The sequence below is a fragment of the Pantoea sp. S61 genome (assembly GCF_016625145.1).
Lineage (GTDB): Bacteria > Pseudomonadota > Gammaproteobacteria > Enterobacterales > Enterobacteriaceae > Pantoea > Pantoea rwandensis_B.
Genome location: NZ_JACVUO010000015.1, coordinates 128,014 through 153,007, shown reverse-complemented (window position 1 = coordinate 153,007; position 24,994 = coordinate 128,014). Strand labels below are relative to the sequence as shown.

Annotated in this window: 23 protein-coding genes; 15 read left to right on the top strand and 8 right to left on the bottom strand. The window is 53.8% G+C overall.

The annotated features are described in order from the left end of the window. Nucleotides 1-243 precede the first annotated feature (243 nt). Nucleotides 244-1,647, top strand: a complete 1,404-nt coding sequence (gene mdtD / locus IAE30_RS23040; RefSeq protein WP_200681078.1) for a multidrug transporter subunit MdtD — start codon at nt 244-246, stop codon at nt 1,645-1,647. Here mdtD and rbsR read toward each other — a convergent pair. From rbsR to IAE30_RS23005, 7 genes are all read right to left on the bottom strand, one after another. Further along, the gene (rbsR, locus tag IAE30_RS23035; RefSeq protein WP_200681079.1) at nt 1,644-2,627 is read right to left on the bottom strand and encodes a ribose operon transcriptional repressor RbsR; all 984 of its coding nucleotides are present in this window, start codon (nt 2,625-2,627) and stop codon (nt 1,644-1,646) included. The genes mdtD and rbsR overlap by 4 nt on opposite strands. Before the next feature lie 13 nt (nt 2,628-2,640). Next, nucleotides 2,641-3,570 carry a ribokinase gene (rbsK, locus tag IAE30_RS23030; RefSeq protein ID WP_058961688.1) on the bottom strand — a complete coding sequence of 310 codons (930 nt, stop codon included), beginning with the start codon at nt 3,568-3,570 and terminating at the stop codon, nt 2,641-2,643. Nucleotides 3,571-3,634: 64 nt separating this feature from the next. After that, nucleotides 3,635-4,510, bottom strand: coding sequence for a ribose ABC transporter substrate-binding protein RbsB (gene rbsB, locus IAE30_RS23025; RefSeq protein ID WP_034830075.1), 876 nt, complete (start codon nt 4,508-4,510; stop codon nt 3,635-3,637). A 27-nt stretch (nt 4,511-4,537) separates the two neighbouring features. Continuing rightward, on the bottom strand, nt 4,538-5,509 hold the full coding sequence (gene rbsC, locus IAE30_RS23020) for a ribose ABC transporter permease (RefSeq protein WP_034830072.1): 972 nt from the start codon (nt 5,507-5,509) through the stop codon (nt 4,538-4,540). Further along, nucleotides 5,506-7,014: a ribose ABC transporter ATP-binding protein RbsA gene (gene rbsA, locus IAE30_RS23015; protein ID WP_200681077.1), complete on the bottom strand. Its 1,509-nt coding sequence runs from the start codon at nt 7,012-7,014 to the stop codon at nt 5,506-5,508. Before rbsA ends, rbsC begins: the two co-directional genes overlap by 4 nt. Before the next feature lie 7 nt (nt 7,015-7,021). Beyond that, nucleotides 7,022-7,441, bottom strand: coding sequence for a D-ribose pyranase (gene rbsD / locus IAE30_RS23010; protein WP_038643989.1), 420 nt, complete (start codon nt 7,439-7,441; stop codon nt 7,022-7,024). Nucleotides 7,442-7,609: 168 nt separating this feature from the next. Continuing rightward, entirely contained in the window at nt 7,610-8,005 is a 396-nt protein-coding gene (locus IAE30_RS23005; protein WP_038643988.1) for a YgiW/YdeI family stress tolerance OB fold protein, read from the bottom strand. Nucleotides 8,006-8,176: 171 nt separating this feature from the next. Here IAE30_RS23005 and qseB point away from each other — a divergent pair, with 171 nt between their 5' ends. Further along, nucleotides 8,177-8,839: a quorum sensing response regulator transcription factor QseB gene (gene qseB, locus IAE30_RS23000; protein WP_045833453.1), complete on the top strand. Its 663-nt coding sequence runs from the start codon at nt 8,177-8,179 to the stop codon at nt 8,837-8,839. Next, nucleotides 8,836-10,167: a quorum sensing histidine kinase QseC gene (qseC, locus tag IAE30_RS22995; protein WP_200681076.1), complete on the top strand. Its 1,332-nt coding sequence runs from the start codon at nt 8,836-8,838 to the stop codon at nt 10,165-10,167. Before qseB ends, qseC begins: the two co-directional genes overlap by 4 nt. A gap of 12 nt (nt 10,168-10,179) precedes the next feature. Here qseC and kup read toward each other — a convergent pair whose 3' ends face one another. Continuing rightward, nucleotides 10,180-12,048, bottom strand: a complete 1,869-nt coding sequence (kup, locus tag IAE30_RS22990; RefSeq protein ID WP_038643983.1) for a low affinity potassium transporter Kup — start codon at nt 12,046-12,048, stop codon at nt 10,180-10,182. Nucleotides 12,049-12,347: 299 nt separating this feature from the next. On the opposite strand from kup, the gene ravA reads away from it, so the two are divergent. From ravA to atpH, 12 genes are all read left to right on the top strand, one after another. Then, nucleotides 12,348-13,844 carry an ATPase RavA gene (gene ravA, locus IAE30_RS22985; protein ID WP_038643982.1) on the top strand — a complete coding sequence of 499 codons (1,497 nt, stop codon included), beginning with the start codon at nt 12,348-12,350 and terminating at the stop codon, nt 13,842-13,844. Next, on the top strand, nt 13,841-15,301 hold the full coding sequence (gene viaA / locus IAE30_RS22980) for an ATPase RavA stimulator ViaA (RefSeq protein ID WP_038643981.1): 1,461 nt from the start codon (nt 13,841-13,843) through the stop codon (nt 15,299-15,301). Before ravA ends, viaA begins: the two co-directional genes overlap by 4 nt. A gap of 66 nt (nt 15,302-15,367) precedes the next feature. Further along, the gene (ovoA, locus tag IAE30_RS22975; RefSeq protein ID WP_200681075.1) at nt 15,368-17,494 is read left to right on the top strand and encodes a 5-histidylcysteine sulfoxide synthase; all 2,127 of its coding nucleotides are present in this window, start codon (nt 15,368-15,370) and stop codon (nt 17,492-17,494) included. Between the two features lie 108 nt (nt 17,495-17,602). After that, nucleotides 17,603-18,064, top strand: coding sequence for a transcriptional regulator AsnC (gene asnC, locus IAE30_RS22970; protein WP_034830053.1), 462 nt, complete (start codon nt 17,603-17,605; stop codon nt 18,062-18,064). Nucleotides 18,065-18,219: 155 nt separating this feature from the next. Beyond that, a complete protein-coding gene (gene mioC / locus IAE30_RS22965; protein WP_038643978.1) occupies nt 18,220-18,660 on the top strand; it encodes an FMN-binding protein MioC in 441 nt (146 codons plus the stop codon). Nucleotides 18,661-19,101: 441 nt separating this feature from the next. Beyond that, complete coding sequence (gene mnmG, locus IAE30_RS22960; protein WP_200681074.1) at nt 19,102-20,991, top strand: tRNA uridine-5-carboxymethylaminomethyl(34) synthesis enzyme MnmG; 1,890 nt, start codon at nt 19,102-19,104, stop codon at nt 20,989-20,991. A gap of 47 nt (nt 20,992-21,038) precedes the next feature. After that, nucleotides 21,039-21,656, top strand: a complete 618-nt coding sequence (rsmG, locus tag IAE30_RS22955) for a 16S rRNA (guanine(527)-N(7))-methyltransferase RsmG (RefSeq protein ID WP_038643976.1) — start codon at nt 21,039-21,041, stop codon at nt 21,654-21,656. A gap of 713 nt (nt 21,657-22,369) precedes the next feature. Then, nucleotides 22,370-22,750, top strand: a complete 381-nt coding sequence (gene atpI / locus IAE30_RS22950) for a F0F1 ATP synthase subunit I (protein ID WP_034830047.1) — start codon at nt 22,370-22,372, stop codon at nt 22,748-22,750. 8 nt (nt 22,751-22,758) lie between these two features. Next, nucleotides 22,759-23,577: a F0F1 ATP synthase subunit A gene (gene atpB / locus IAE30_RS22945; protein ID WP_038643975.1), complete on the top strand. Its 819-nt coding sequence runs from the start codon at nt 22,759-22,761 to the stop codon at nt 23,575-23,577. A gap of 50 nt (nt 23,578-23,627) precedes the next feature. Beyond that, complete coding sequence (gene atpE, locus IAE30_RS22940; RefSeq protein WP_003849523.1) at nt 23,628-23,867, top strand: F0F1 ATP synthase subunit C; 240 nt, start codon at nt 23,628-23,630, stop codon at nt 23,865-23,867. A gap of 107 nt (nt 23,868-23,974) precedes the next feature. Further along, the gene (atpF, locus tag IAE30_RS22935) at nt 23,975-24,445 is read left to right on the top strand and encodes a F0F1 ATP synthase subunit B (protein ID WP_034830044.1); all 471 of its coding nucleotides are present in this window, start codon (nt 23,975-23,977) and stop codon (nt 24,443-24,445) included. Nucleotides 24,446-24,459: 14 nt separating this feature from the next. After that, on the top strand, nt 24,460-24,993 hold the full coding sequence (gene atpH, locus IAE30_RS22930; RefSeq protein ID WP_034830043.1) for a F0F1 ATP synthase subunit delta: 534 nt from the start codon (nt 24,460-24,462) through the stop codon (nt 24,991-24,993). Nucleotide 24,994 lies beyond the last annotated feature (1 nt).

Here is a 24,994-nt window from a genome sequence, read left to right as displayed (position 1 = left end):
CTCAGTGGTGGCGCATTATAGGGAGTTATTCGGAGCTGACAAGGGTTTATTACAAAAAATTGACTGAGCGCTACTTTTTTAACCGAACAGGCTAAAAACAGACATTTCTCGATCAATAATCAGTCAAAAGCCCCCGTTAAGCGGCACAAATCAGCGTCACGCGTATAAGCACCAATGCTATTCTGTTAGTCCAACGCCGTTTTCTTTGTTGCAGACTGAACAATTATTAAAGAAGGACTTTCAATGATTCGCTCCGCGCGCAGTATGGCCGGCTTGCCCTGGATCGCCGCAATGGCGTTTTTCATGCAAGCCCTCGATGCCACCATCCTCAATACTGCGCTTCCTGCTATCGCCACCAGTCTCGACCGTTCCCCTCTTGCCATGCAATCTGCTGTGATCAGCTATACGCTCACTGTCGCCATGCTGATCCCGGTCAGCGGCTGGCTGGCCGATCGCTTCGGCACGCGCAAAGTCTTTATCGTGGCCGTTTCACTGTTTACGTTGGGGTCTTTAGCTTGTGCACTTTCGGGCTCGCTGAGCATGCTGGTTATCTCGCGCATTATTCAGGGTGTTGGCGGCGCGATGATGATGCCGGTCGCGCGCCTGGCATTGTTGCGCGCTTATCCACGCAGTGAATTGCTGCCGGTACTTAACTTTGTGACCATGCCGGGATTAGTCGGACCAATTCTGGGGCCGATGCTCGGTGGCCTGCTGGTCACCTACGCCAGCTGGCACTGGATATTCCTGATCAACATTCCCATCGGCATCGCGGGCATCTTCTATGCACGTAAATATATGCCGGACTTCACCACGCCTAAGCGCCGCTTTGATTTTGGCGGCTTCATTCTGTTTGGCTTAGGTCTGGTGCTGATATCCGTCGGTATCGAACTGTTCGGAGAGCGTATCGTGTCGCCGTGGCAGGCGGTGCTGGTGCTGTTAGCCGGTGTCGCGCTATTGCTTCTATATATAGTGCATGCACGCCGCCATCCTGCACCACTGATCAACTTACCGATGTTTAAGACCCGAACCTTCTCGGTCGGCATCATTGGTAATATCGCGGCACGTCTGGGCACGGGTTGTATTCCGTTCCTGATGCCATTGATGTTACAGGTGGGCTTTGGTTATCCCGCGCTGATAGCGGGTTGCATGATGGGGCCAACGGCGATTGGCTCGCTGCTGGCCAAATCCACCGTGACACAAGTGCTACGTCGCTTCGGTTATCGTAAAACGCTGGTCAGTATCACCATCATCATCGGCATTCTTGTCGCCAGCTTCTCACTGCAGACACCGGGTGAAAGTGTATTGATGCTGTTAGCCGCACTGTTTGTATTAGGTATGGCGATGTCGACACAATTCACCGCGATGAATACCATCACCCTGGCCGATTTGAATGATGAGAATGCCAGCGGTGGTAACAGCGTGCTGGCGGTAACGCAGCAGGTATCGATCAGCTTTGGCGTGGCCGTCAGTGCGGCGGTACTGCGTTTTTATCAGGATTTCGAGAGCACAACCGTGCAGCAATTCCACGCCACCTTCCTGACGATGGGCGTGATTACCGTGCTGTCCGCGTTTGCTTTCCTGATGTTGCGTCCCGGCGATGGCCGCAATCTAATCGCCAATCGTGAGAAAAAGAAGAAAACCGCTTAAACCGAACCCCGTTCCACCAGCTCCGGCGTCAGTACCAGCGTTTGCTGACTGGCGTCGGGATCGCTCATACGGTGAATCAGCGTATCAATCGCCAGTTCACCCAATTCATCTTTAGGCTGATGGACAGTGCTGAGCGGCGGCGTGAGATAACGCGCCAGTTCGATATTGTCATAGCCCATCACCGCAATATCTTGCGGCACGCGTAAACCAGCCTGGAATAGCGCGTGATAAACGCCCACCGCCATCGCATCATTACTGGTGAAAACCGCTTCGGGTAGCAACTCAAGGGTCAGTAGTTGGTTCATCGCATTAAACCCACCCTGAAATTCGAAATCACCGTCGACCACATAGCCGGGCAACACCGGTAATCCACTGTTGCTCATCGCTTTATGGAAACCTTCCAGACGCAAACGCGCCGGAGTTTTATCCTGCGGACCGGCAATACAGGCAATACGCGTGTATCCGCGATCGATCAGATGCTGCGTTGCCAGTTCGCCTCCTAGCAGCGCATTATCCTGAATGATGTCGCCACGCCCTTCAAACGGCGCCCAGTCCATCATCACCATGGGTACGGACGGATAACGATTGAGGATCTCCGCAGAGGGAAGGTGCGTCTCGGTGCACATCATTAATAAGCCATCAACACGCTTTTGCATCAGCGTTTCGAGGCTGCGATTCATGCGTTCTTCATCGCCTTCGGTGTTACACAGAATGAGGCTGTAGCCGCGTTCGTAGCAGCTATTCTCCACGCCACGCACCACTTCGGAATAGAACGGGTTACTGCTGGCCGTCAGCAGCATACCGATGGTACGCGTCTGATTGATCTTCAAACTGCGCGCCAAAGCGGAAGGCGCGTAGTTCAGCTCACGAATCGCTTGCTTAACCTTTTCCCGCACCTGCTCGCTAACAAAGCGATTGTTATTGATGACGTGGGAAACAGTGGAGGTGGAGACGCCCGCCAGGCGGGCGACATCTTTCATGGTCGCCAAAGGCTTAACCCTGTTGCTGCAGGAAGTTATCGATCTCAGTGCGCCACGGCACTGAGGGCTGTGCACCTGGACGCGTCACCGCAATCGCGGCGGCGGCATGGGCAAAACGCACGGCATCATGCATTGCGACACCTTCCAGACGCGCGGTAATAAAAGCACCGTTAAAAGTATCGCCTGCTGCGATGGTGTCGATAGCCTGCACGGTGAAGCCCGGAATACGCACGCCTGCGCCCTGCTCGCTCAACCACACACCACGACGACCTAAGGTAATCAAAACGGTAGAGATGCCTTTATCATGCAACGCCTGCGCCGCACGTGCCGCATCTTCATCACTTTTCACCGCGATACCGGTCAGAATTTCGGCTTCGGTTTCGTTCGGTGTGATGATATCGATTAAGGCCAGCAGCTCATCAGACAAATGAGTGGCAGGCGCTGGATTCAGAATCACTTGCGTGGCATTGGCACGCGCAATCTTCGCTGCCGCCAACACGCTTTCCAGCGGCGATTCCAACTGCATCAGCAAGGCCTCCGCATCAGCAATCACTTGCTGATGGCGATCGACACAGGCTGGCGTCAGCGCCGCGTTAGCACCGGAATAGATGCCGATATTATTTTCACCTTCGCCATTCACGAAGATCATCGCCACGCCGGTGGCTTCGTCTGCCACGATTTCTACCGGAGCAGTATCAATACGGTCCTGCTGCAGCTGCTGGCGGATACGTTCGCCAATGTCATCTGCACCTACACAGGCAATAAAAGCGATATCCGCACCAGCACGACCGGCCGCCACGGCCTGGTTAGCCCCTTTGCCACCAAAGGCAATCTGATACTGTTTGCCGATCACCGTTTCGCCCGGGCGCGGAAAATGGGTGAGGTTCAGAATGTGGTCGGCATTGATGCTGCCAAGTACCGCCAATTTTGCGCTTGTGTTCATAGGGAGTGATCCAGAAAGTTGCGCCACCAGGACGGTGGCGCGTTGCCATGCTTTTCTTTGTTTTTTATTTGGTGACCAGCTTCAGGTCAACTGGATTAACCGACTGTACTTTTTCGCCTTTCAGCACTTTATCGGCAGTGTCCACACCAATCACGCCAATTTTATCAGGCATCTGCGCCACTGTGGCAGTCAGTTTACCGGCTTCTACTGCTTTCACACCGTCAGCGGTACCGTCAAAGCCCACCACCAGCACATCGGTTTTACCGGCAGTCTGCAGCGCACGCAGTGCGCCCAGCGCCATTTCGTCGTTCTGAGCAAATACCGCCTGTACATCCGGATGCGCCTGCAGCAGGTTCTGCATCACGTTCAGACCTTTAGTACGGTCGAAATCTGCTGGCTGGCTCGCCAGGATATTGAATTTGTGCGCATCAGCAGCCTGCTTGAAGCCTTCGCCACGCTCGCGCGCTGCGGAAGTCCCGGCAATACCCTGCAGCTCGATGATTTTTGCACCATCGCCCAGTTTCTTCGCAATGAAGTCACCGGCCATTTTGCCGCCGAAGCGGTTGTCAGAAGCCACGTGGCTCACCACGGTGCCCTGTGCCGCCACGCGGTCCAGGGTGATCACCGGAATGTTGGCCTGGTTGGCCATCTTCACGGCGTTACCCACGGCATCAGAATCCGTTGGGTTAATCAGCATCAGCTTGGTGCCACGCACAGTCAGATCCTGTACGTTCGCCAGCTCTTTCGCCGGGTTATTCTGCGAATCCAGCACCACCAGGTTATAACCCAGTTTGTCGGCTTCTTTCTGTGCGCCATCTTTCAGAGACACAAAGAACGGATTATTCAGCGTTGATACAACCAGCGCAATGGTGTCCTTAGCCATCGCGCCAGCACTGAGGGTGGCGCCAAGGATGACGGCCAATGCAGTTAACTTTTTCATTTATAGAGTCCTGTGTGAAGGTCAGAGTTATTTGCTGCTTTTGTTATCCACCAGCACCGCCAGCAGAATGACAACGGCTTTAACAATCATTTGGTAGTAAGAAGATACGCCCATCAGATTCAGGCCGTTGTTCAGGAAACCCAGGATCAGCGCGCCAATCAGCGTGCCCATAATGCGACCTTTGCCGCCCGCCAGGCTGGTTCCGCCTAATACCACCGCCGCAATCGCATCCAGTTCATAACCGGTGCCTGCCGTCGGTTGCGCAGAGGAAAGACGCGCGACTTCGATGGTGCCCGCCAGCGCCGCCAACAGACCACACAGCGAATAGACGATGATTTTGACGCGGTTAACGTTGATACCTGACAGACGTGTCGCCGCTTCATTGCCGCCTAACGCATAGATGTAACGACCGAGGCGCGTGTGATGCAGCATGTACCACGCCAGCGCGAACACCACTGCCATCAGCCACACCGGCGTTGGGATGCCCAGCGGACGACCAATACCAAACCAGCCAAACAGATCGGCGTTATCACTAAAACCGGTATTGATCGGGCTGCCGTTGGTGTACACCATGGTGACGCCGCGCAGCAGCAGCATCATGACCAGCGTGGCGATAAACGCCTGTACCTTGCCGCGCGCCACAATCACGCCGGTAATACCGCCAATTGCCGCACCCAGTGCCAGCGAAGCCGCTACTGCCACCAGCGCATTCACTTCCAAACCGACAATCGAAGCTGCGACCGCACCAGTGAGTGCCAGCAGCGAGCCCACCGACAGATCAATACCCGAAGTCAGAATCACCAGCGTCATGCCGACGGCCATAATGGCGTTAACCGAGGTCTGCTGCAGAATGTTGAACATGTTGGCAACGGTGAAGAAGTTCGGGCTTTGGCTCGCCACCACGGCAATCAGCACGATCAGCGCAATCAGCGATTTCTGCTCCAGCAGCCAGGCTTTGCTAAACCAGCGACGGCTGGCGGGTAAGGTTTGGGTGCTCATACAACTAACTCCTCGCTGTGTTGCTTACCGACTGCCGCCGCCATCAGGGATTCCTGGGTAGCCTGCTCACGGGAAAATTCGCCACTCAGATGGCCTTCATGCATCACCAGGATGCGATCGCTCATGCCCAGCACTTCCGGCATTTCCGATGACACCAAAATGATGCTCAGCCCTTCGGCTTTAAACTGGTTAATTAACTGATAAATCTCTTTTTTCGCACCCACGTCCACGCCACGCGTCGGCTCATCCAGAATCAGTACGTTCGGGCGCGTCATTAAGCCACGCGCAATCGCCACTTTCTGCTGGTTACCGCCAGACAGCAGGCCAATCGGCTGCTCCATAGAAGGGGTTTTAACGTTGAACAAACGGATGAAGTCACCGACGGCTAACTGCTCTTCGCTGTGTTTGAGATTACCGGTGGTATGGCTGAAGTAACGCAATGCGGTCAGCGACATGTTCTCTTTCACTGACATGCCGAGCACCAGGCCATCGCGCTTACGGTCTTCGGAGATGTAAACAATGCCGTTGGCGAGGCCATCCTGAGGTGATCGGGTGATGATTTCGCGGCCATTAAGTGTCACCGTGCCTTTGCTGCGCGGCAGTGCGCCGTACAGCACTTTCATCAATTCGGTGCGTCCCGCGCCCATCAAACCGGAAATACCAAGGATTTCCCCTTTGCGCAGAGTAAAGCTAACGTTATCCACGCCCGGCCCGCTGAGATTTTCAACAGTTAAACGAATATCGCCTGGCGCCTGATCGATATGCGGGTATTGATCTTCCAGCTTACGACCCACCATCATCTCGATCAGACTCTCTTCGCTGAGATCGCTCACCGCGCGCTCGGCAATAAATTGCCCGTCACGAAACACGGTGACGTCATCGCAAATCTCGAAGATCTCTTTCATGCGGTGAGAGATATAAACAATGCCGCAGCCCTGCGCTTTCAGTTCATTGATCACGCGGAACAGCGACAGGGTTTCGGTATCGGTCAGCGCATCGGTCGGTTCATCCATAATGATGACCTGCGACTCGAAGCTAAGTACTTTGGCGATCTCAACCATCTGCTGATCGCCAATCGATAAATCGCCCACCAGCTTATGGCTGTTGAAGCGCAGGTTCAGACGATGTAATAAGGCATCCGCCTCGGCGTACATCCGGTTCCATTCGATGCGGCCAAAGCGGTTAACAAATTCGCGACCGAGGAAAATATTCTCCGCAACGGTCAATTGCGGAATCAGGTTAAGTTCCTGATGAATAATGCCAATGCCCGCTTCCTGCGACGCTTTCGGTCCAGAAAAAGCCACATCCTTGCCCAGCCACTGCAGTGAGCCCGCATCCATGCTGTAAATGCCGGTTAGCACTTTCATCATGGTGGATTTCCCCGCGCCGTTTTCACCCACCAGCGCCATCACGCGCCCCGGATAAACAGCCAGTGAAGCGCCATTTAGCGCTTTCACGCCGGGAAACGACTTTTCAATCCCTTTGAGTTGCAATAACGGTTGCATAACGACCTCAGAAGGTTACGCCAGCGCTCAGGATGACATTCGCATACGGAGAACACTCTCCGCTGCGAATGACCGCCTGACTACGCTGCGTTTCTTGTTTGAACTGTTCATGGCTGGTGTAACGGATGGTGATGACATTCCCCTGGTGCCGTTGCAAGGCATCGAGCACGGCGAGCAGTGCGCTGTGGAGTTGCGGATTGTGTTGCTTAATCTCCTCCGCCATCAGGGCGCTTTCGACTTGCATCTCCTGAGTGACAACATCAACCACCTGTAAAAATTCGGGCGTTCCCGGCGTCAACGCCAGATCGATTCGCTGTGGTCCGGCCGGAATCGGCAAGCCCGCATCCGCAATCGTCAGCGTATCGGTGTGCCCCAGGCGGGCAATCACATGAGAGAGTTCAGCGTTTAACAAGCGACCTTTTTTCATTTCTTCCACTCCACAGCGAAACGTTTCGCTGAGCGGGAGTGTATTAAATGTGCGCGGCAACTCAATGACGTCATCACGGAAATGTGATCGCCATCGAAACGTTTCGCTTGTGCCGGGGATAATTTGAGTTTGGGGGGATGCGAGCCGCCTGAGCGGCTCTGAAGAGTGTTATGGCAGCTTGCGGACCTGCTTAACGTCCAGCTCGATGGAATTAAAATCCTTATCCAGCTCGCCGGTCAGTTCAACCTGATCCTTCGGCGTGATGGTCTGTCCATGCCAACGCTTATGGTCGATTTCCACTTTCATGTTGCCACTGCTGTCGCGGAACAGATAATCCTCATCACCGATTTGCTTATCCAGATAACCGCGCACAGTAATCCAGCTATCATCCTTCATCTCTTCTGCCTGCTTCACAGTCACAACACTGGTGTTATCTGCCTGGAAGCCACCTGCGTGAACCTGAGCCTTGGGCGCATTCGGGTCAACAAAGCCACCCTGTTGTGCGGCCAGAACCGGCGTGGAGGCCAACATCACAATTGCGATTAGCGCTGCACTCTTTTTCATTTTTCACCTCTGTTCCATGAATGTGTGGGATACGGAGGTTATTACAGCATAGGGTTCTTAACAGGATCTTAAGGGGTAAAAAAACACGAAAAATAGCCAATCTGCGGCGATTGACGCTGTACAAGCCGACTTTTGCTTCGTATAACGACTCTTGCACTTAAGGAGAAACGCATGCGCATATTATTGATCGAGGACGACACGCTGATTGGCGATGGTCTGAAAGTCGGGCTAACGAAACTCGGCTTCAGCGTTGACTGGTTCGTGTCAGGCGAAGCGGGATTTCAGGCTCTATCGGCCGCACCGTGGGATGCCGTGGTACTGGATCTTTCGCTGCCCGGGCGCGATGGGCTGGAGATCCTGCTTCAATGGCGTGAGCAGGGCGCAGATGTACCCGTGCTGATCCTCACCGCACGTGATGCGCTCGATCAGCGCGTACAAGGATTACAGTCAGGCGCTGACGACTATTTGTGTAAGCCCTTCGCGCTCGCTGAAGTCGCCGCGCGTTTACAGGCGCTGATTCGCCGCCGTCATGGACAACTACAGCCCGAGTTGAAACACGGCAAGGTGGTGATGTCGCCTGGCAGCCACAGCGTCTGGATTGATGGTGAAGCCATCAGCCTGAAGAGCCGGGAGCTGGCGCTGCTGGAGCTGTTTATGCGCAATCCGGGTCGCGTGCTAACCCGCAGCCAGCTGGAGGAAAAACTCTACAGCTGGGATGACGATGTCTCCAGCAACGCAGTAGAAGTGCATATTCATCATCTGCGCAAAAAGCTCGGCACCGCGTTTATTCGTACCGTGCACGGCGTGGGTTATACCCTCGGTGCGGCAGAATGAGTCTGTTTCTACGACTCGCCATCGGCTTTGTGCTGCTGATTGTGCTGTGCGGCGGGGTGGCCAGTTACAGTGCCTGGCATCAGACCCGCGACACCGTTAATGAGCTATTCGATACCCAGCAAATGCTGTTTGCCAAACGCCTGCTGTCACTCGATCCCACTAGCTTGCACGCCGCCTCACTGCCAGGAACCAAATCCATTTTGCGCCATCACCGCGGCGATCAGGATGATGATGCACTGGCGTTTGCCATTTTCCGTGCGGACGGCCAGCCATTGCTTAACGATGGCGAGAACGGGCGCGATATGCAGTTTGATGATAAGCGTGACGGTTTTCGCGAGGGTCGTCTGCGCGGCGACGATGACAGTTGGCGGCTGCTTTGGCTGACTTCTGCTGATAAACAATATCGCGTGGTAGTGGGACAGGAGTGGGAATACCGCGACGATATGACGCGCGATCTGGCACTGGCGAGTTTGATGCCGTGGCTTTACGCCATGCCCTTTATGCTGCTGATGCTGCTGGCATTGGTGTGGTTCGAATTGCGCCCGCTGAAGCGCCTGACGGCATCACTCCGGTTGCGAGCACCCGATGACGCCACACCGCTCGAAGAAGCACGCTTGCCCAAAGAGGTGCAGCCGTTGGTGGCGGCATTAAACGGGCTGTTTCACCGTATGGCGCAACTCCTGCAGCGCGAGCGCCGTTTTACCTCCGATGCGGCGCACGAACTACGCAGCCCGTTAGCGGCACTGCGCGTGCAGAGTGAAGTGATTCAGCTGGCGGATGATGACGAAGCAATGCGCAAACGGGCATTGCAGCAGCTTGATAGCGGCATCCAGCGCGCCACCCGGCTGGTGGATCAGCTCTTAACGCTTTCAAGAGTAGAAGCAGACGATCTGCGCAGCGAATTCCAGCCAGTGCCACTGGCACCGCTGCTGCAAAATTTGCTGGTGGAACATTTCCCGCAGGCGGAAGCGCAGAAAATGGATCTACAACTGCATGCACAGGCCGAACCGGTGATGAACGGTCATCCTCTGCTGTTGAATTTGCTGATGCGTAACCTGCTGGATAACGCGCTGCGCTATGCGCCGCCGGGCAGCCAGATTCAGTTCACGTTAAACGCGCGGGCGATAATTATTGAAGATAACGGGTCAGGCGTTAGTGATGAGCAACTTGCGCGCCTTGGTGAGCGTTTCTGGCGACCGCCGGGGCAAACGCAAACGGGCAGCGGTTTAGGAATATCGATTGTGAAAAACATTGCGCAACTGCACGGTATTCGCATCGCATTCAGCCATGTGCAGCCTCAAGGCTTGCGCGTCACCTTAAGCTGGTGACGCGCTCAATCCTTAAATCTCGACTTGCGTGCCCAGCTCGATCACGCGATTAGGTGGGATTTCAAACTGATCCGGCGCACGCAGCGCATTGCGTTGCAGTGCAAGGAACAGTTTGCCGCGCAAACGCAGATACCACGGGCGATCGCCAATAATCAGCGATTCATGGGACATGAAGAATGAGGTTTCCATCATGCGGCAGTTGAGACCTTCCAGCCCGCAGCGGTGGAAAATTTCTTCCACGTTCGGGGTTTCACGCCAGCCGTAACTCGCCACCACGCGCCAGAAGGTGGGCGATAGCTGTTCGATGGTAACGCGACGCACGTTATGCACGTAAGGCGCATCTTCGGTACGCAACGTTAGCAATACTACACGCTCATGCAGCACTTTGTTGTGCTTGAGATTATGCAGCATGGCAAAGGGGATCACGTTCAGGGCACGCGACATATAGACTGCGGTGCCCGGCACGCGCACCGGCGGAGATTTCTCCAGCGAGGCGATCATCGCTTCAAGCGAATTGCCGTGCTCATGCATACGACGCAACAGGCGGAAGCGCTCGCTTTTCCAGGTGGTCATGACGATAAACATCATCAGCGCCAGGGTCAGCGGCAGCCAACCGCCGGAGAACACTTTGACCAGGTTAGCCGAGAACAAGGACACGTCAATACATAGCATGCCAATCAGAATCAGCACCACCAGATAACGGTTCCAGTGCCAGTTCTGAATTGCCACCGTGGAGCAGAGAATCGCGGTCAGTACCATGGTGCCGGTTACCGCGATGCCGTAAGCCGCCGCCAGGTTACTGGAGTGCTCAAAGCCGACAATCACGATCACCACGGAGAAGTAGAGCAGCCAGTTGATCACCGGAATGTAAATCTGCCCCGATTCTTCTTCCGAGGTGTGCACGATGCGCATCGGCGGGAGATAGCCTAAACGCACCGCCTGACGCGTTAAGGAGAACACACCAGAGATCACTGCCTGCGAGGCGATAACCGTGGCCAGCGTCGCCAGAATCAGCATGGGAATCAGCATCCAGTCTGGCGCCAGCAGGAAGAAGGGGTTTTTGATCGCTTCGGGATGTTTAAGCAGTAGCGCGCCCTGACCAAAGTAGTTCAGCACCAGCGAGGGCAGCACCACGATAAACCAGGCAAGACGAATCGGGAATTTGCCAAAGTGGCCCATATCCGCATACAGCGCTTCCACACCGGTAATGGCCAATACCACCGCGCCGAGCGCGAAGAACGACACCGTTTTGTACTGGATAAAGAAGTGCAGCGCCCAGTAAGGATTCATGGCATGCAGCACATCAGGGTTACTGATGATGCTACGCGCGCCCAGCACGGCCAGAATGATAAACCACACCAGCATCACCGGCGCGAACAGCTTACCCACGATGCCGGTACCGTGCTTCTGGATCACAAACAGCAGCGTCAGCACTGCAATCGCAAGCGGAACGATATACGCATCCAGGCTCGGTGCCGCAATCTCCAGCCCTTCAATCGCCGACAATACCGAGACAGCGGGCGTGATCACCACTTCACCATAGAAGAAGCTGCCACCAATCAGCCCCATGATGACAAGAATCGCCGTCGCGCGTGCACCGGTATTGCGCCCGGCCAGTGACATCAAGGTCAGGATCCCGCCTTCACCGGCGTTATCGGCACGCATCACGTAACTGATGTACTTCAGTGACACCACTAAAATCAGCAGCCAGAAGATCAGCGAGAGAAAGCCAAATACCGCTTCGCGTTCAACGCCAAAGCCGAACTGACCGGAGAGACATTCACGTAAAGTATAGAGCGGGCTGGTACCGATATCGCCATACACTACGCCAATCGCGGCGAGTGTGACTGCGCCAAGGGACTGCTTCTTATCCGAGCTCATAAGTTGTCTTTTGTTGGAGCCGATGAGGCACTTGCCTACCGCTCAGGCCATCAAAAAGCGCACAGTATGCACATATTCCCAAAAAAACCTACTCTTACAACATGTCATCATGACGTCAGTGAGGCGGTTTTTCGCCGAAATTAGGCGCCAAAAACCGCCTGAAGCAGCGAGTTCTCTCGCCTCAACCTTCTGAAACAAAAAAGCTGACGGCTATCAACGCAATCAAGCATGATAACCAGTAGAGTATTGCGCTCGCCAGAATATGACGGCTCCAGGATCAGAAGGACAATGATGTGATTATGGCTCAACCCCATCTTTTGGCAGAAAGAATTTCTCGCCTGAGTAACGCCCTGGAGAAAGGGCTGTATGAACGGCATCATGCGATCCGCCTGTGCTTATTAGCTGCACTGAGTGGCGAGAGCGTATTTTTGCTGGGGCCGCCCGGCATTGCCAAGAGCTTAATTGCCCGCCGCCTGAAATACGCCTTCCAACACGCCCGCGCCTTTGAATACCTGATGACCCGTTTTTCCACCCCTGAAGAAGTGTTTGGCCCGCTGTCGATTCAGGCGTTAAAAGATGAAGGTCGTTATCAGCGATTAACCAAAGGCTATCTGCCGGATGCCGAAATCGTGTTCCTTGATGAAATCTGGAAAGCCGGTCCGGCGATTTTGAACACCTTACTCACCGCCATCAACGAACGCCGCTTTCGCAATGGCGACAGCGAAGAAAAGATTCCGATGCGCCTGCTGGTGACCGCTTCCAACGAATTGCCAGAAGCCGATAGCGGGCTGGAAGCCTTGTATGATCGCATGTTGATTCGCCTATGGCTGGATAACGTGCATGAGAAGCAGAACTTCCGCAGCATGCTCACCCACCAGCAAGATGAAAACGATAATCCGGTGACGGAAGCACTGCGCATCAGTGATGAAGAGTATCACCAGTGGCAGAAAGGCATCAGCCAGGTGAGTTTGCCCGATCATGTGTTTGAGCTGATTTATCAGCTGCGCCAGCAGCTGGAAACGCTGCCTGACGCGCCTTACATCTCCGATCGTCGCTGGAAAAAAGCCATACACCTGCTGCAAGCCAGCGCCTTTTACAGCGGTCGCGTGACCATTGCGCCCATCGATATCATCTTGTTGAAAGATTGCCTGTGGCACGACGTCGCCTCGATGAAGCTGTTAGATCGTGAAATTGATGTGCTGATGACGCAACACGCCTGGCAGCAGCAGCCACTGCTGCATAAGCTGCAGCAAATCAAAGCCCGTCGTCTGGCACTGCAACAGCAGCAGAGCGTGGCTCAAGCGCTGACTTTGGAAAAACACAGCGGCATGTTTAGCCGCAAACCGCATTACGAACTGCCTGCTGCCATCACCGACGAACAACTAACTTTGATGCTGCAACAGCCGCTGACGTTGCACGATATGCAGGTGACGCATGTGCTGATTGGCCATGAGGCGCTTAATCAATGGTTGCTGAAAGGCGGTGAAATCCGCGGAAAGTTGAACGGTATCGGTTTTGGCCAGACGCTCGATCTGCTGGTGGACGCGCATCATTGCCTGACGCTGCGCGATGTCAGCCTGCAATCCACGCGCTTAACCCTTCCCGGAGCCACTAGCAGCAGCGACATGCCGCAGGAAATTCTGGATGAGTATGATGCGCTGGATACCCAGCTGCGCGCCCAGCGCACGCTGTTTAGCCAGCATCAGCGCTGCCTGTTTATTAGCGATGACTGGCTGGCACGTATTGAAACCAGCCTGCAGGACGTGGCGGAACAGCTGAAACAGGCGCGTAAATGATCTCACTGGAGACGCTGAGCACGCTGCTATCGATTGGCGAAACGGAGTTAATCGAAGAGTTGATTCTGGCACTGCTCGCGTCGCCACAGCTGGCGCTGTTTTTTGAAAAGTTTCCGCGCATGAAACAAGCGTTGATGCGCGATTTACCTCGCTGGCGTACCGAGATCGCTGAACAGATGAAAACCACCCCGGTGCCGGAAGCGCTGGCGCAGGAGTTTCAGCTGTTTCAGCAAATGCAATTGATCAGCACGCAGGATTTCAGCCACCAGCTTCCCCACATCATGTCGCAGCTAAAAGGCCTGCCGTCGCCATTTCTCGAAGAAGCCAGCAAACTGCTGCTGCACAACGAAATAGAACAACTGAGCAATGCCCAGCACACACTGTTTTTGCAACGCTGGCGACTCAGCCTGACGCTGCAAACGCTCACGCTCAACGAAACCCTTCTTGATGAGCAGCGCGAACGTCTGATGGCCGAGCTGCAGCAACGGATGGCAATCAGTGGCCAGCTGGCGCCAATCCTTACCGACGATGATGAAGCCGCAGCCGGACGTTTGTGGGATATGAGCAAAGCGTCACTTCAGCACGGTGATTATGAGCTGATTGTGCAATATGGCGATTTCCTCGCACAGCAGCCGGAATTAATGAAACTGGCGCAGCAGTTGGGCCGCAGCCGCGAAGCCAAATCGGTGCCGTCGCAGGATGCACCGCTGGAAGCATTCCACCAACTGGTGCGCGAGCCTGATCATGTGCCGGAAGAGGTCAGCGGCATTCATCAGAGCGATGACGTACTGCGTTTGTTGCCGCCGGAGCTGGCGGCGCTGAGCATCAGTGAGCTGGAGCTGGAGTTTTATCGCCGTCTGGTGGAAAAGCGCCTGCTGACTTACCAGTTACAAGGCGATGCGTGGCACGAGAAAGTCACACTGCGCCCGGTGAGCCATCAGCAGCATGAAGAGCAACCGCGCGGGCCATTTATCGTCTGCGTCGATACTTCGGGTTCAATGGGAGGATTCAACGAACGCTGCGCCAAAGCCTTCTGCCTTGCGCTGTTAAAGGTGGCATTAGCCGATAAACGTCGTTGCTACATCATGTTGTTCGCCCACGAAGTGATTGGTTACGAACTGACTGCCGATAGCGGTATCGAACAGGCTATCCGTTTCCTTAGCCAGCGTTTTCGCGGCGGCACCGATTTGGCTGCTTGTCTTGCTGCGGTGGTTAAACGTATGGAAGGGAGTATCTGGGATGAGGCCGATGCGGTGATCGTCTCGGACTTCATCGCCCAGCGGTTGCCGGATGACACCATCAATGCCATCAAGCAACGTCAACGCCAGCATCAACAACGTTTCCACGCGGTGGCGATGTCGCTCCACGGCAAACCTGGCATTCTGCGCATCTTCGATCATATCTGGCGATTCGACACCGGGCTGAAAAGCCGCCTGCTGCGCCGCTGGAAACGCTAATTCATCTGACAGAAATGCTTATTTGCTATAGTGAATAGTTCGCACACTGAGCATCTGGAGCATCTTGTGAACACCGCCCAACTTCCTGCACCGACCCGCACTTTGCAGCTCTCCGGCCAAAACGCCGAACAAAAACGGAGCGAGCTGCTGGCGTATTTCACCCAAACCTGGGAGCTGTACGAAAGCCTGTTTGATTGCCTTGCCGACGAACGCGCGTATTTCAACAAAGCGATCTCGTTGCGCCATCCGCTGATCTTCTACTTTGGCCACACCGCTACGTTCTACATGAATAAGCTAATGGCAGGCCGCTATCTGGATGATCGCGTGGACGATCGTATCGAAGCGATGATGGCAATCGGCGTGGATGAGATGAGCTGGGACGATCTCAACGACAGCCATTACGCCTGGCCGACTGTCGAAGAGGTGCGCGACTACCGCGGCAAAGTCAAAAATCTGGTCAGTGAGTTTATCCGTACTATGCCTCTGGAACTGCCGATCACCTGGGAAAGCCCGGCGTGGGTGGTATTGATGGGCATTGAACATGAGCGTATCCATCTGGAAACCTCCAGCGTGCTGATCCGCCAGCTACCGATCGAATGGGTAAAACCGCAAGCGCATTGGCCGGTTTGTCCACAGGCGCGCCACGATCGCGCATCGGTTCCGGATAACTCGCTGATTGCGATGCCTGGCGGTCGCGTGCAGCAAGGAAAAACGGATGACACCTACGGCTGGGATAACGAATACGGCAGTCAGCTAACCGAGCTTAAGCCGTTTAAGGCCAGTAAAATGCTGGTCAGCAACGCTGAATTTTATCGCTTTATCGCTGCTAACGGCTATCAGGATCAACGCTGGTGGGATGAGGAAGGCTGGGGCTGGCGTGAATTTTCTGGCGCGCAAATGCCCACCTTCTGGGTCGGCGAGATTACGCAACCCGATCAGCTGAAACTGCGCTTAATGGCTGAAGAAGTCGCTCTGCCGTGGGACTGGCCAGCGGAAGTGAATCAGCTTGAAGCCGCCGCGTTTTGTCGCTGGCTGGCGGAAGAGACGGGCAAATCTATTCAACTCCCTTGTGAAGCCGAATGGATGCAGTTACGCGAGCAGGTGAGCGGCGATCAGCCCGACTGGATCGACGCGCCCGGCAATATCAATCTGGCCTATTGGGCTTCATCCAGTCCGGTGGATCGCTTTGCGCAGGGCGAGTTTTTCGACATTGTTGGCAACGTCTGGCAGTGGACCACGACGCCGACCAACGGCTTCGAGGGTTTCAAGGTCCATCCGCTGTATGACGATTTCTCGACGCCGACCTTTGATGGCAAACACGCGCTGATCAAAGGCGGCAGCTGGATTTCCACTGGCAACGAGGCGTTGAAATCGGCTCGTTATGCCTTCCGCCGTCATTTCTTCCAGCACGCCGGTTTCCGCTATGTGGTCTCCTCACATGAAGAGACCATGGCACTCAATCCGTATGAAACGGACAGCATGGTGTCGCAGTATCTCGATTTCCAGTACGGACCTGGCTACTACAACGTGCCGAATTACGCCGTGGCGCTGGTGGAAAAACTGCTGCCGCACTGCAAACAACGTGGTGTGGCACTGGATCTCGGCTGCGCTACCGGCCGTGCCAGTTTTGAACTGGCACGCCATTTCGCGACGGTCACAGGCATGGATTATTCCGCGCGCTTTATTGATGTAGCGCTGCAGCTGACCTCCGGAGAGGACTTCCGCTATGTGGTCCCGGAAGAGGGCGAGCTGGTGGAATATCGCCAGGTGCGCCTGAAGGACGTCAATGTTAGTGACGAGCAAGCGGCGCGCATTCAGTTTGTGCAGGGCGACGCCTGTAATCTTAAACCGCAGCCGGATCGTTACGATCTGGTGTTGGCTTCAAACCTGATCGATCGTCTGCGTCAACCAAAACGTTTCCTGCAGGACGTCATCCCAATGATCCGCTCTGGCGGGCTTTTGGTGCTTTCATCGCCATATACCTGGCTGGAGGAATTCACGCCGAAGGAGAACTGGCTGGGCGGCGTGCGTGAGAACGGTGAAGCTTTGACGACCTATCAGGCATTGCAGCGTTTGCTGCGTGATGCCTTTGAAGAAGTGGTGCCGCCGCAGGATGTGCCATTTGTGATCCGCGAGACGGCGCGCAAGTATCAACATACCGAAGCGCAGCTCACAATCTGGCGTAAGCGATAAAAAAAGCGTGCAGACGGCGGCTACCACGCGGTCTGCACCTTGCCTGTACTGCTAATTTGCTGCACATTCTCCACTGTTCATAGAAGAAGAACTTAAAGAGGATGGATGATGGCAGAACAACTGCAACTGGATAACCTTGATCGCGGCATTCTCAATGCGCTGCTGGAAAACGCGCGCACCGCATATGCCGAGCTGGCCAAACAGTTCAATGTCAGCCCCGGCACCATTCACGTACGCGTAGAAAAAATGCGCCAGGCAGGCATTATCCTGGGCACTCGCGTAGAAATCGATCCTCGTCAGTTGGGTTTTGATGTGTGCTGTTTTATCGGCATCATTCTGAAAAGCGCCCGCGATTATCCCGCAGCACTCAGCAAGCTGGAGGCGTTGGATGAAGTGGTAGAAGCCTGGTACACCACCGGCCACTACAGCATCTTTATTAAGGTGATGTGCCGCTCCATCGATGCACTGCAGCAGGTGTTGATCAATAAGATCCAGACCATAGACGAAATCCAGTCCACCGAAACCCTGATCTCGTTGCAAAACCCGATCATGCGTACCATCAAGCCGTAATTCCCTCTCTTTCCTGTGCACAACCTTTTCCCAGGCGGATCACTTGCGTGATGCGCCTTGTCGCCTGATGCTTTCTGTTATTAACCCTGTTTTCCACAGGTGGATCACGGCTTGATCACAGCGTACAATGCTCGCCTTTAGTGCGGGAGAACATCATGGCCGATATTACCTTAATCAGTGGCAGTACCCTTGGCAGCGCCGAATACGTCGCTGAACATCTGGAAGCAAAACTGCAGGAAGCGGGCTTTTCAACCGAGGTGCTGCACGGGCCAGAGCTGGATGAACTGCCTCAGGATGGGATCTGGCTGATTGTGACGTCCACGCACGGTGCGGGCGAACTGCCTGACAATTTGCTTCCTTTATATGAAGCATTGCAGGAGACGCAGCCGGACCTTTCTGCCGTACGTTATGGCGCAGTGGGTATCGGTAACCATGAATACGACCTTTTCTGCGGGGCCATTAAGCTGCTGGAAGAGCAACTCAACCAATTAGGCGCCAAACGTATTGGCGATCGCCTGGAGATCGATGTTCTCGAACATGAGATTCCTGAAGATCCGGCTGAAGTGTGGGTTGAGACCTGGAAAACGCAGATTTAAGACGATCCAGCATGGTGGGGGATCGGGAAAAGTGAACGATCCCCAGTTTATTTCGCTGTTTTATTGTTTTTTTTACGCCGTTCTCTGTGGATAACATAGCCTTAATCTTGCGTATAACCGGTAGTTATCCCAATAACAACCCATGCTGCTTTTTTCAGCTGTGTATAAGTGACCATTTAGATCCCAGCTTATACGGATCAGGATCACCGATCATTCACAGCAAACGATCCTCTCTAATCCTCTGTTAATACTTTGCTTTTCCGGGTTATCAACAGACCAGGGCGATCCTAATAAGAGATCTAACAGAGAGATCATATAAAAGAATAAAGATCCTTTCTTTTAAACCGCAGGATCCCGCGGCTTTCGCAGTCGACAGAATTTCAGTAGAATCCACCGCCCAGGGCAACGATCCCTGTCCGAACATTAACGAGGACCCACTTCATGTTTTATCCAGATCCTTTTGACGTCATCGTAATCGGTGGTGGTCATGCGGGCACAGAAGCCGCGATGGCCGCTGCCCGAATGGGTCAGCAAACGCTGTTACTCACCCATAACATTGATACGCTTGGACAAATGTCCTGCAACCCGGCGATTGGTGGCATTGGGAAAGGACACCTGGTGAAGGAAGTGGATGCCTTAGGCGGTTTGATGGCGACGGCAATTGACCAGGCCGGCATTCAGTTTAGGATACTAAACGCGAGCAAAGGTCCTGCCGTGCGGGCAACCCGCGCTCAGGCAGACCGCGTGCTCTATCGCCAGGCCGTGCGTACGGCGTTGGAGAACCAGCCGAACCTGATGATCTTCCAGCAGGCCGTTGACGATCTGATTGTGGAGAACGATCGCGTCGTCGGTGCTGTCACGCAGATGGGCCTGAAATTCCGTGCCAAAAGTGTGGTGCTGACGGTTGGGACATTCCTCGATGGCAAAATCCATATTGGTCTGGATAACTACAGCGGTGGCCGTGCAGGCGATCCGCCATCCATTCCTCTGGCGAAACGCCTGCGTGCTTTGCCGCTGCGCGTAAATCGTCTGAAAACCGGTACGCCGCCGCGTATTGACGCACGCACCATCGATTTTTCGGTGCTGACACCGCAGCATGGCGATACGCCAATGCCAGTGTTCTCGTTCATGGGCAATGTTACACAGCACCCGCAACAAGTGCCGTGCTGGATCACCCATACCAACGAACAAACGCACGATGTGATCCGCAATAACCTTGATCGCAGCCCAATGTATGCCGGGATCATCGAAGGGATCGGACCACGTTACTGCCCATCGATCGAAGACAAAGTGATGCGCTTTGCCGATCGTAATGCGCATCAGATCTTCCTTGAACCGGAAGGGCTCACCAGCAACGAGATCTACCCGAACGGTATCTCCACCAGCTTGCCATTTGATGTGCAGATGCAGATCGTCCGCTCAATGAAAGGTCTGGAGAACGCGAAGATTGTGCGCCCAGGCTATGCCATCGAGTACGATTTCTTCGATCCGCGCGATCTGAAGCCGACGCTGGAAAGTAAATTTATCCACGGCCTGTTCTTTGCCGGACAGATCAACGGCACCACCGGTTATGAAGAAGCTGCGGCGCAGGGCTTGCTGGCCGGTTTGAACGCTGCACGTGCTTCAGCAGACAAAGAGGGCTGGGCGCCCCGTCGCGATCAGGCTTATCTCGGTGTGCTGGTTGACGATCTCTGCACGCTCGGCACCAAAGAGCCGTACCGCATGTTTACCTCGCGCGCGGAATATCGTTTGATGCTGCGTGAAGACAACGCCGATCTGCGTCTGACAGAAAAAGGCCGCGAGTTGGGTCTGGTCGATGATGCTCGTTGGGCGCGTTATAACCAGAAGCTGGAATTGATTGAGCAAGAGCGCCAGCGTCTGCGCGATCTATGGGTACATCCGAAATCAGACAATGTGGGCGAAGTGAATAGCGTAATCAGTGCGCCACTGACGAAAGAAGCCAGCGGTGAAGATCTGTTACGTCGCCCGGAAATGACCTACGAGCTGCTGATGACGTTACCGAGTTATGGCCCGGCATTATCTGACGAGCAATCTGCAGAGCAGGTTGAGATTCAGGTGAAGTATGAAGGGTACATTGCACGCCAGCAGGAAGAAATTGACCGCCAGCAACGCAACGAAAACACCTTGCTGCCTGGCGATCTCGATTATCGTCAGGTTAATGGCTTGTCGAATGAAGTGATCGCCAAACTCAACGATCACAAACCTACCTCCATTGGGCAGGCCTCGCGTATTTCAGGCATTACACCAGCAGCGATCTCCATTTTGCTGATTTACCTGAAAAAACAGGGCCTGCTGCGTAAAAGTGCCTGATCGACCCTGGGGCGAGGTCACTCGCCCCCGTTTATGGAACGTTCCTTGTGATTAACAAACTCTCCCAGCTGCTCGATGCGGCAAATATTTCTCTTACCGATCAACAAAAACAGCAGCTCGTCGGCTATGTAGAATTGCTGCATAAGTGGAACAAGGCGTACAACCTGACATCGGTGCGCGATCCGCAGCAGATGCTGGTGCGCCATATTCTCGACAGCGTGGTCGTCGAACCGCATTTACAAGGCGAGCGCTTTATTGATGTGGGCACCGGGCCGGGTCTGCCAGGGATTCCGTTAGCCATTGTCCGTCCACAGGCGCATTTCACGCTACTGGATAGCCTGGGAAAACGCATCCGTTTCCTGCGTCAGGTGCAACATGAGTTAGGGCTCACTAACATCACCCCGGTACAAAGTCGTGTGGAAGAGTTCCCTGCAGAGCCACCGTTTGATGGCGTTATCAGCCGTGCCTTTGCTTCGCTGGAAGACATGCTGAACTGGTGCCATCATTTGCCGGGCACCTCAGGCCGCTTCTACGCACTGAAGGGGGTGCGTCCGGATGATGAAATTTCAGCCTTGCCTGCGGGCTTTGTGGTGGAGAAGATTGAATCTCTGCATGTGCCAGAACTGGATGGTGAACGTCATTTAGTGGTGCTGTCTCGCCAATAGCCATAAAAAAGGTGCGGATTTAACACCCGCCGCACCTTTAGTCAGTGAAAACGTGCTGAATAAAAAAACAGCAGTTGAACACTTTTAGTCAAAAGCTTTTATTCGGCAGGGCAGGGTGAGACGGTTAACAAGCGCCACGGAAATTATCCGAAAAGCTCTGTTACATTTAACGAACATTTCACATTTCATTATCACTTAGATCACTTTATTGGCTGTATTTACCTGCGCAAATAGTCACGTCAGAAAATATAACTCTGCAATAAATCGGCGTGCGTAATATCAGTTTTACGTTTTTATTGCGATGTACGATGTCAATAGAGTGTTTTTATCGAAAATCATGACCTGATGTCGGATGTGTAATTCTATCGTTATGATAAAAAACAGCTTTCATCACTTTTGAAATCTTAAAATTCATGCTTAAAACAAATTCATTCGCCAGCGCATTGCCTATTATGTGATCTAAAGCACGCTTTAAAAGCAAGCCAACAAGGCAATTTCAGCGATTTAGCTGAGTCATAGTGGAAGATGATGTTTTGAAAAATAGCCCTCCAGAAAGAAATTTAAATAATTGTTCACCTTTTCGCTACTTACCGATTGAAATCGCAGGTGGCGCCCGTATAATTTGCACGGCTTTTGCTGCTTGACTCAAATGAGTAAAGGCAGTCTTATACGACACGCGACATACCCCGTTCGGGGCAGGAGAGTTCAACGCCATGTCAGTGTCTCTTTACAGTGTGAAATTAGCCCGGACCGTGCTGGTGATCCAGCTGGTGACGTTTGTCATCATCGGTGCACTCTTTACTCTGAAAGATGTTATCTGGGGCGCCTCCGCCATCGCGGGTGGAGCGGCAGCCTGGCTGCCGAATGTGTTGTTTATGTTTTTAGCCTGGCGCCTGCAGGATCAAACGCCTGCCAAAGGTCGTGTGGCCTGGAGCTTCGCCCTCGGTGAAGTGTTGAAGGTCTTCACGACAGTCATTCTTCTCATGGTGGCGTTAGGTGTGTTTGGAGCGGTCTTCTGGCCACTCGCAATCACTTGGTTATCGGTGCTGGTGGTGCAGATCGTCGCGCCGGCTGTAATTAACAACAAAGGGTAAGAGGCATCATGGCTGCTGGAGAAATCTCTACTCCGCAAGAATACATAGGTCACCACCTGAATAACCTTCAGCTGGACCTGCGTACTTTCGAGTTGGTGAATCCGCACGACGCTCCTGCGACGTTCTGGGTATTAAATATCGATTCCATGTTTTTCTCTGTGGTACTGGGACTGCTTTTCCTGGTGTTGTTCCGTAAAGTGGCAAAAAGCGCCACCAGCGGTGTGCCAGGGAAACTTCAAGCGGCTATCGAACTGGTTGTCGGTTTCGTTGATAACAACGTTCGCGACATGTACCACGGTAAAAGCAAACTTATCGCCCCGCTGGCTCTGACAATTTTTGTCTGGGTCTTCCTGATGAACTTCATGGATCTGCTGCCTATCGATTTGCTGCCGTTTATCGGTGAGCACTATCTTGGCCTGCCAGCGCTGCGCGTTGTGCCGTCTGCAGATGTGAACATCACGCTGTCTATGGCGTTGGGCGTCTTTATTTTGATTCTGTTCTACAGCATCAAAATGAAAGGCATTGGCGGCTTCACCAAAGAACTGACGCTGCAGCCTTTTAATCACCCGATCTTCATCCCAATCAACCTGATTCTTGAAGGTGTTAGCCTGCTGTCTAAACCGGTTTCACTCGGTCTGCGACTGTTCGGCAACATGTATGCGGGTGAACTGATCTTTATCCTGATTGCCGGCTTGCTGCCGTGGTGGTCGCAGTGGTTGTTGAATGTGCCATGGGCCATTTTCCACATCCTGATCATTTCGCTGCAGGCTTTCATTTTCATGGTCCTCACGATTGTCTATCTGTCGATGGCATCTGAAGAACATTGATTTTTTTATCTCAACACTAAGCTTTTAACTGAAACAAACTGGAGACTGTCATGGAAAACCTGAATATGGATCTGCTGTACATGGCTGCCGCTGTGATGATGGGCCTGGCGGCAATCGGTGCTGCGATCGGTATCGGCATCCTCGGAGGCAAATTCCTGGAAGGCGCTGCGCGTCAACCGGATCTGATTCCTCTGCTGCGTACGCAGTTCTTTGTTGTAATGGGTCTGGTGGATGCAATCCCAATGATCGCTGTAGGTCTGGGTCTCTACGTGATGTTTGCGGTCGCCTAAACCTGGTAGCCTTGTTCACTCATGGCACCCGGTGTGATGAGGAACGGATTCTGCCGTTTATCGCTGATAGCGGCAGAGCAAGTTAACTTAATAAGAGGCATTGTGCTGTGAACATTAATGCAACAATCCTCGGCCAGGCCATCGCGTTCATTCTGTTTGTCGCGTTCTGCATGAAGTATGTATGGCCGCCGATCATGGCTGCCATCGAAAAGCGCCAGAAAGAAATTGCTGATGGCCTTGCTTCTGCTGAGCGCGCGAAGAAAGATTTAGATCTCGCGCAGGCCAATGCGACCGACCAGCTGAAAAAAGCGAAAGAAGACGCTCAGGTCATTATCGAGCAGGCGAACAAACGCCGTGCACAGATTCTGGACGAAGCGAAAACCGAAGCTGAGACTGAACGTAACCGCATCGTGGCACAAGCGCAGGCAGAAATCGAAGCCGAGCGTTCACGTGCCCGTGAAGAGCTGCGTAAGCAAGTCGCGTTGCTGGCATTAGCTGGCGCCGAGAAAATCATCGAACGTTCCGTGGATGAAGCTGCTAACAGCGACATCGTTGATAAACTGGTCGCTGAACTGTAAGGAGGGAGGGGCTGATGTCTGATCTGATTACTGTAGCTCGCCCCTACGCCAAAGCAGCTTTTGACTTTGCTGTTGAGCATCAAAGTATCGATCGCTGGCAGACTATGCTGGCGTTTGCCGCTGAAGTGGCTCGCAACGAACAGATGGCAGATCTTCTTTCCGGTGCGCTCGCGCCGGAAGCTTTGTCTGCTTCTTTCAACGCGGTATGTGGCGATCAACTTGATGAACCCGCTCAGAACCTGATTAAGGTAATGGCGGAAAACGGACGTTTGACAGCACTTCCAGCGGTACTGGAACAGTACATCCAACTGCGCGACGCTTATGAAGCGACCGCCGAAGTGGATGTGATTTCTGCCAGTACCCTGAGTGACAGCCAGCTGAGTAAAATCAGCGCCGCGATGGAAAAACGTCTGTCACGCAAAGTTAAGCTGAATTGCAAAATTGACAAGTCTGTAATGGCAGGTGTGGTTATCCGTGCGGGTGACCTGGTCATTGATGGTAGCGTACGCGGCCGTCTTGATCGTCTGGCAGACGTCTTGCAGTCTTAAG

Excerpts from the sequence above, each read along its gene's own strand:
- mdtD (WP_200681078.1), top strand. The coding sequence starts at position 244 with ATGATTCGCTCCGCGCGCAGTATGGCCGGCTTGCCCTGGATCGCCGCA.
- atpB (WP_038643975.1), top strand. The coding sequence starts at position 22,759 with ATGGCTGCTGGAGAAATCTCTACTCCGCAAGAATACATAGGTCACCAC.
- kup (WP_038643983.1), bottom strand. The coding sequence starts at position 12,048 with ATGAGCTCGGATAAGAAGCAGTCCCTTGGCGCAGTCACACTCGCCGCG.
- rbsR (WP_200681079.1), bottom strand. The coding sequence starts at position 2,627 with ATGAAAGATGTCGCCCGCCTGGCGGGCGTCTCCACCTCCACTGTTTCC.
- rbsA (WP_200681077.1), bottom strand. The coding sequence starts at position 7,014 with ATGCAACCGTTATTGCAACTCAAAGGGATTGAAAAGTCGTTTCCCGGC.
- rbsB (WP_034830075.1), bottom strand. The coding sequence starts at position 4,510 with ATGAAAAAGTTAACTGCATTGGCCGTCATCCTTGGCGCCACCCTCAGT.
- atpH (WP_034830043.1), top strand. The coding sequence starts at position 24,460 with ATGTCTGATCTGATTACTGTAGCTCGCCCCTACGCCAAAGCAGCTTTT.
- atpI (WP_034830047.1), top strand. The coding sequence starts at position 22,370 with ATGTCAGTGTCTCTTTACAGTGTGAAATTAGCCCGGACCGTGCTGGTG.
- rbsK (WP_058961688.1), bottom strand. The coding sequence starts at position 3,570 with ATGAACACAAGCGCAAAATTGGCGGTACTTGGCAGCATCAATGCCGAC.
- viaA (WP_038643981.1), top strand. The coding sequence starts at position 13,841 with ATGATCTCACTGGAGACGCTGAGCACGCTGCTATCGATTGGCGAAACG.
- qseB (WP_045833453.1), top strand. The coding sequence starts at position 8,177 with ATGCGCATATTATTGATCGAGGACGACACGCTGATTGGCGATGGTCTG.
- mioC (WP_038643978.1), top strand. The coding sequence starts at position 18,220 with ATGGCCGATATTACCTTAATCAGTGGCAGTACCCTTGGCAGCGCCGAA.
- ravA (WP_038643982.1), top strand. The coding sequence starts at position 12,348 with ATGGCTCAACCCCATCTTTTGGCAGAAAGAATTTCTCGCCTGAGTAAC.
- qseC (WP_200681076.1), top strand. The coding sequence starts at position 8,836 with ATGAGTCTGTTTCTACGACTCGCCATCGGCTTTGTGCTGCTGATTGTG.
- rbsD (WP_038643989.1), bottom strand. The coding sequence starts at position 7,441 with ATGAAAAAAGGTCGCTTGTTAAACGCTGAACTCTCTCATGTGATTGCC.
- rbsC (WP_034830072.1), bottom strand. The coding sequence starts at position 5,509 with ATGAGCACCCAAACCTTACCCGCCAGCCGTCGCTGGTTTAGCAAAGCC.
- mnmG (WP_200681074.1), top strand. The coding sequence starts at position 19,102 with ATGTTTTATCCAGATCCTTTTGACGTCATCGTAATCGGTGGTGGTCAT.
- IAE30_RS23005 (WP_038643988.1), bottom strand. The coding sequence starts at position 8,005 with ATGAAAAAGAGTGCAGCGCTAATCGCAATTGTGATGTTGGCCTCCACG.
- atpE (WP_003849523.1), top strand. The coding sequence starts at position 23,628 with ATGGAAAACCTGAATATGGATCTGCTGTACATGGCTGCCGCTGTGATG.
- asnC (WP_034830053.1), top strand. The coding sequence starts at position 17,603 with ATGGCAGAACAACTGCAACTGGATAACCTTGATCGCGGCATTCTCAAT.